The 5318-nt window shown below is 62.0% G+C and carries 4 protein-coding genes, 1 tRNA gene and 1 pseudogene; 3 read left to right on the top strand and 3 right to left on the bottom strand.

The annotated features are described in order from the left end of the window. Positions 1–582, bottom strand: a pseudogene (locus EOA38_RS27045) (site-specific integrase); the annotation flags it as partial. Between the two features lie 249 nt (positions 583–831). Beyond that, the gene (locus EOA38_RS27040) at positions 832–1308 is read right to left on the bottom strand and encodes a hypothetical protein (protein ID WP_126095050.1); all 477 of its coding nucleotides are present in this window, start codon (positions 1306–1308) and stop codon (positions 832–834) included. A 382-nt stretch (positions 1309–1690) separates the two neighbouring features. On the opposite strand from EOA38_RS27040, the gene EOA38_RS27035 reads away from it, so the two are divergent. Beyond that, positions 1691–1912: a DUF6471 domain-containing protein gene (locus tag EOA38_RS27035; protein ID WP_126095049.1), complete on the top strand. Its 222-nt coding sequence runs from the start codon at positions 1691–1693 to the stop codon at positions 1910–1912. 332 nt (positions 1913–2244) lie between these two features. Further along, on the top strand, positions 2245–2454 hold the full coding sequence (locus tag EOA38_RS27030) for a helix-turn-helix domain-containing protein (protein WP_126095048.1): 210 nt from the start codon (positions 2245–2247) through the stop codon (positions 2452–2454). 273 nt (positions 2455–2727) lie between these two features. Here EOA38_RS27030 and EOA38_RS27025 read toward each other — a convergent pair. After that, positions 2728–2804, bottom strand: a tRNA-Pro gene (locus EOA38_RS27025). Between the two features lie 292 nt (positions 2805–3096). Here EOA38_RS27025 and EOA38_RS27020 point away from each other — a divergent pair. Continuing rightward, positions 3097–5318: AGE family epimerase/isomerase (locus EOA38_RS27020; RefSeq protein ID WP_127300669.1), on the top strand; the 2222-nt coding region annotated here is incomplete at its 3' end.

The following is a 5318-nucleotide window of genomic DNA, read 5'->3' as shown; positions in this document are numbered from 1 at the left end:
CTTCCAGGCCTGCCGCATGCGCCAGGCAGCGCGAAGCAACCTTGCTGCCTCGTCACGGGTCAGCCAGCGTTCCCTTGGAGCCGACTTTGGCGGCAGCACGATGGCCGGCGTCGAGGTCACATAGCCTTCTCGATGATAGTTGTTTAGCGCTGCCCGCAGGTCCTCCAGCTGACGCCTAGCGGCGGCACCGCCCCCGTGCGCTTTGGCATAGTCACGGCAAATCTTGCCGTCGATGTCACCAATCGTCATATCGGCGAACCAGTTCACCACAGCGACCATACGGCCGGCGGTCTCTTTGGGTTTGGCGTGACCGGACGCGACGTCCGTCAGGTAGACACTAACGGCGTCAGCTATCGCGACGGTAGCGGGATCACGACCGCGCTCACGGACCGGCTGGTACTTTTCGGTGATGTAACTCGCGAGCCGTTTTTCAGCGCGTTCGCGGTCGCCAGTGCCGCTGCAAGCGCTGATGAAGGTCGCCCCGTCGCGGATGAACCAGCCGGCCCGGCTGCGCAACGATCCGTCTTGCTTCCTGCTTTCGTCGCGCCAGACAAGGCGTGCCCCCTTCGAAGTCCTTGACATCTTTTCCTCATCTCGGTGATGGCGGCCAAGGTTACATACTCCTTGCCGGCGATCATTTCGGCGACCAACCGTCCGCATCTCGCTCCTTGCGTAGGCCCCGTGCCTCTTTCAGCTTTGCCGCCGTCCGCCTACCGCGCTCCTGCATCATCTCCTGCAGGCGATCGAACGGAATGGTCGGCACGAAGTCAACCGAGGCGAGGCCACCGTTAACTTGGTAAGTGAAGCTGAGCCTCATAGCCCCGACCAGTGTCACCTGCCGGCCAAGAAAGGACGCGAGCTCGTTGAGGCCGTGGCCGCCGACGATTTCCGAATAGTGACATTGCTGACCAGCTGCTCATAGCCCCTCCACCACATCAGCTCCCCAAGACCCCGCGACGGGACCGAGTCATAGGATCGGGCCGAGGCCGCATACCTTGCAAGAAAGTCTTCATCATACAGGATGCTGTGGTCACCTCGCGCCCAGTTGATTTCCGCATTGCCCTTCTGGTTGATCCGGGCGTCCAGAAAGACCCTGGGTTTCCTGTTCTCATCGCGCACAGCGGCGCTCCAGTTGGGTGGATCTGTCAGGATGGCGACATGCTCCCTGTTGAGGCCGCAGTCGTAGCCATCCCAGTCCAGCATCCACGCGAGTTCCTCGATCAGCTTGGATGTTCCGGCACGCTGGCGCTCACACGCCAAAGCCAGATAGTCAGAGCTCGAGATGGAAGGATCGAATGGTTCAGTCATTGTTAAAAAAGTCCTGTGGAGAGAGCAGCTTGGGCGCCGTGGATTTCTGCTGCCAGATCGCTATGTATGTTAGGAGCGAGTCATCCGTTCGTATTGGCCCACGATGTGATGGTAGACTTGCGGGGCTTTGTAGCCGGCGTCCGCCATCAGGGTTGCTGCACGTTGCAGGGTTTCGATCGTTGGCTTGAGGGCGTGGGGATTCTCGTCGTCCTAATGCAGGTCCAGCACGTTTGCCGTTGTTTGGTCGAAGGTCATGTCGTGGGTTCCTTTGTAAAGGCAGTCGTTAATCAAAAACAGTGCGTTAGTACTGTTTCCGATACATAAGTACCGAAAAGATGACTTCAATGGGCCGCGCAAGATTTTTTTGCTGGAGAATGTTTGGGTGACCGAAACCGAGTGGGAGCGGCTGATAAGTGGTGTGTTGAAGGCTGAGCTAAAGCTCCGGGGCCTCAGCTACGCCGACCTCGCCGATAAGTTGGCTGCCATCGGCGTAGAGGAGAAAGTGCCCAACATTCGCAACAAGTTGTCACGCGGACGCTTCACCGCCGTTTTCTTCGCCCAGTGCCTCAAGGCGATAGGTTCGCAAAGGCTGAACCTAGACTGACCTCGTGAGCAGGATTGCGCCTGCGCATGGGACACCGCTCCTCCGGTGCCTTCATCCTGTCAGCTCATTCACATAGGGCAGTCGCAGCCATGGGCGCTGGTGCGCGAGCCGGCCCAGGCGTTGGCGCCAGGGTGACTGCGCCGTTCATCGGCACTCTAGGCCCACTGGGATCGTAGAGGGACAGGATTAGGAGCCTCTCGACATACGAAGGATGCGAACTGACTGAAGGCAAATTAATCCGTCTTATCCCATAGTATCGCGCAAGTAAGGTTTGACGAGTTTGTCGTAGCGAGGCCGAATGCGGGTCGGACGAACATAATGAAAGCAAATATTTGACAGTTACAGAAGTCGCCGACTTGCTGGGGGTGCTCAAAGAGGACGTGCTGCGAATGGCTGAGCACGGCGTCCTGCCGCATCCGATCACCATTGATGGCGAACCGCACTTTCCTGAGGAGCCGATCTTGCGCCGACGTGAGGAAGAGGATGACGCCGTCCCCTCAGCCGGAGGAAGACCCCTGCCGACGACGACATCATCGGGCTGACGCCACCGTCCTTACGGCCGGATCTCAGACAGCTGCCGTCGCAGGTTGATCGAATCGTCTTGCGCAGCCGATGGACCGTTGCTGCCCGACCGCACTCAGTCTGCATCGGGAGACTTCGGACGAATAGCCGACTGACCCTTACGGTCCTCTTCCAAGTCAATCGACTGCCAGCGTCGCGACGCCGTGCTGAGCAGTGGAAACGCCTGTCGATCCATTCTGTGGGGATATCTGTGGGGTAGCGGAAATACCAAATCGCTAACCCATTGTTTTTTCTGGTCGGAGTGGCAGGATTTGAACCTGCGACCCCATCGTCCCGAACGATGTGCGCTACCAGACTGCGCTACACTCCGTGACCAGACGGCGGGCTTATAGCCGCCACTTTCCGATCCTGCAAGCGGGAATGGCTGCCCTTGTGTCGCATTTCTTTTGCTTTCACCAAACGCGGTTCGAAAGCTTCGGATTTCGCCGCCTGGCAACAGAGACCCAAAAGCTTGTACGATCGGTCCGGTCTCCAACCCGTGCTCGGAGTTTGGCCCAATAGCTGCACTCCGTGTCTTGGCCCTTCGCGGATTTCGAATCGGATAAACACCGCCTAAAAGCAGGTATGCTACTTATATCGATCAACTCCCGAGCGAGATCCGAATGAGCCAGCGTATCGTCAGTTTCGTCATGAGCGGCGGCGTCGGCTCGCGGCTCTGGCCGCTGTCGCGCGAGGACAACCCCAAGCAGTTCCATGATTTTTCCGGCGACGGCTCGATGCTGGCCAGGACCTTGCGCCGGCTGGCGGCGAGGCCCGGCGGAGAAACGCCGATCTTCCTGATCGCTTCCGAGCGCCATGCCGAGCGCGTTCATGCCGACCTTGCCGGCTTGGAACTGGCCGGCGGCGGCCCGCTGTTCGAGCCGACGGGGCGCAACACCGCGGCCGCAGTCGCGCTGGCCAGTCTGCGCACGCTGGCCGAATATGGCGACGAGCTGGTGCTGGTGGTGCCGTCCGACCACGAGATATCGACACCGCGCCAATTCTGGCTGAGCATCGAGGCGGGCGCGGCGGCGGCCAACTCCGGGCGCCTGGTGGTGTTCGGTCTCAAGCCGGCGCAGCCCGAAACCGGCTATGGCTATATCGAGGTCGCGGCCGATAGGGGCGCAGTGTTCGACGTCTCGCGCTTCGTCGAGAAGCCCGATCTCGCCACTGCGCGGACCTATCTCGATGCCGGCACCTTCTACTGGAACACCGGCATCTTCCTGTTCCGCGCCGGCGCCATGCGCGATGCGTTTGCTGCCTTGGCGCCCGATATCTGGCAGGCGACCGAAGCGGCCTACAAGGCGGCGACCAGCGATCTTTCCGGCCTCTATATGCCGCTGGAGCTCTATTCCGAGATTCCCTCGATCTCGATCGACTATGCCATCATGGAGCGGGCGAGGGACATCGCCATGGTGCCGGCCGGCTTCCGCTGGAACGACCTCGGCTCCTGGCAGTCGCTGCTCGATGTCGGCCCCTCCGACAAGGACGGCAACGTCATCGTCGGCGATGTCGTCGCCATCGATTGCGAGAATTCCTACATCCGCGGCGACGGCCGGCTTCTCTCGGCCATCGGCATGAAGGACGTCGCCATCGTTTCGACGGCCGATGCCACCTTCGTCGCGCCGGTCAGCCGTAGCCAGCACGTCAAGAAGATCGTCGAGCAACTGGAGAAATCCGGCCGGCTCGAGACGAGATTCACGCCGGCGCATGACCGCGTCATCGAAAGCGGCGCCTGGCGCCAGCGCGTCCACCACTGGCTGTTCGACGAGACGCTGCCGCTGTGGTCGACGTCAGGCGTCGACGAGCGGCATGGCGGCTTCCACGAGGCGCTCGGCTTCGATGCCTCGCCGCTGATGAAGCCGAAGCGCATGCGCACGCAGGCGCGCCAGGTCTACGCCTTCGCTGTCGCCAAGGAGCGCGGCTGGGACGGCCCCGCCGATCGGCTGATCGCGCATGGCATCGACTTCATGGCGGGCAGGGGCCGCACCGATCGGGGCGGTTGGGTGCGCACGCTCAATATCGACGGCTCGGTCGCCGACCCGGTCGAGGACGCTTACGATCATTCCTGCGTGCTCTTGGCGCTGGCGCACGCCCATATCTCCGGCCATCCCGACGCCTTGCGGCTGGGGGAGGAGACCTTCGCCTTCCTCGACGCCCATCTCGAGGACAGCCGCATGACCGGCTTCCTGGAAACGTCTGATGGCGAGGGCGAGCGCCGCTCCAACCCGCATATGCATCTGCTCGAGGCCTTCCTCGCCTGGCACCAGGCAACCGGCGAGCGCGCCTATCTGCGCCGCGCCTCACGCATCATCGACCTTTTCCGCAGTCATTTCTTCGATGCCGACAGCTGGACGCTGGGCGAATATTTCGACGACGGCTGGAAACCGGTGGCCGGCGAGAAGGGCGCCTGGACCGAGCCCGGCCATCATTTCGAATGGGCCTCGCTGCTCGTCGATTTCGCCGCCCGCAGCGGCCAGACCGAACTCACCGCCTTCGCTCGCAAGCTCTATGCCTCGGCCGTCGCGAATGGCCTCAACCGCGCCACCGGCCTTTCCTACGGCGCCGTCTCACGCCAGGGCCTGCCGCTCGACACGGTCTCGCGCAGCTGGCCGCAAGCCGAAGCCATAAAGGCGGCGATCGCGCTCGACGGCTCTGGCGGGCCCGACCTCAAACCCGAGATCGAGGCGCGTGTCGGCCGACTGTTCCGCTGGCACATCGACCCGGCTCCGCTTGGATTGTGGATCGACCGCATCGACGAGCGCGGCCGCTCACTGGCGACCGACGTGCCGGCGAGCATCTTCTACCATCTGGTCTGCGCCCTGATGCAGTATCTGGATGGGAC

Source organism: Mesorhizobium sp. M1E.F.Ca.ET.041.01.1.1, assembly GCF_003997355.1.
Taxonomy (GTDB): domain Bacteria; phylum Pseudomonadota; class Alphaproteobacteria; order Rhizobiales; family Rhizobiaceae; genus Mesorhizobium.
This window is presented reverse-complemented; position numbering and strand designations above follow the sequence as displayed.

What these genes read in the sequence shown, in the direction of transcription:
- EOA38_RS27040 (WP_126095050.1), bottom strand. Translation starts at nt 1,308, where the DNA reads ATGACTGAACCATTCGATCCTTCCATCTCGAGCTCTGACTATCTGGCT.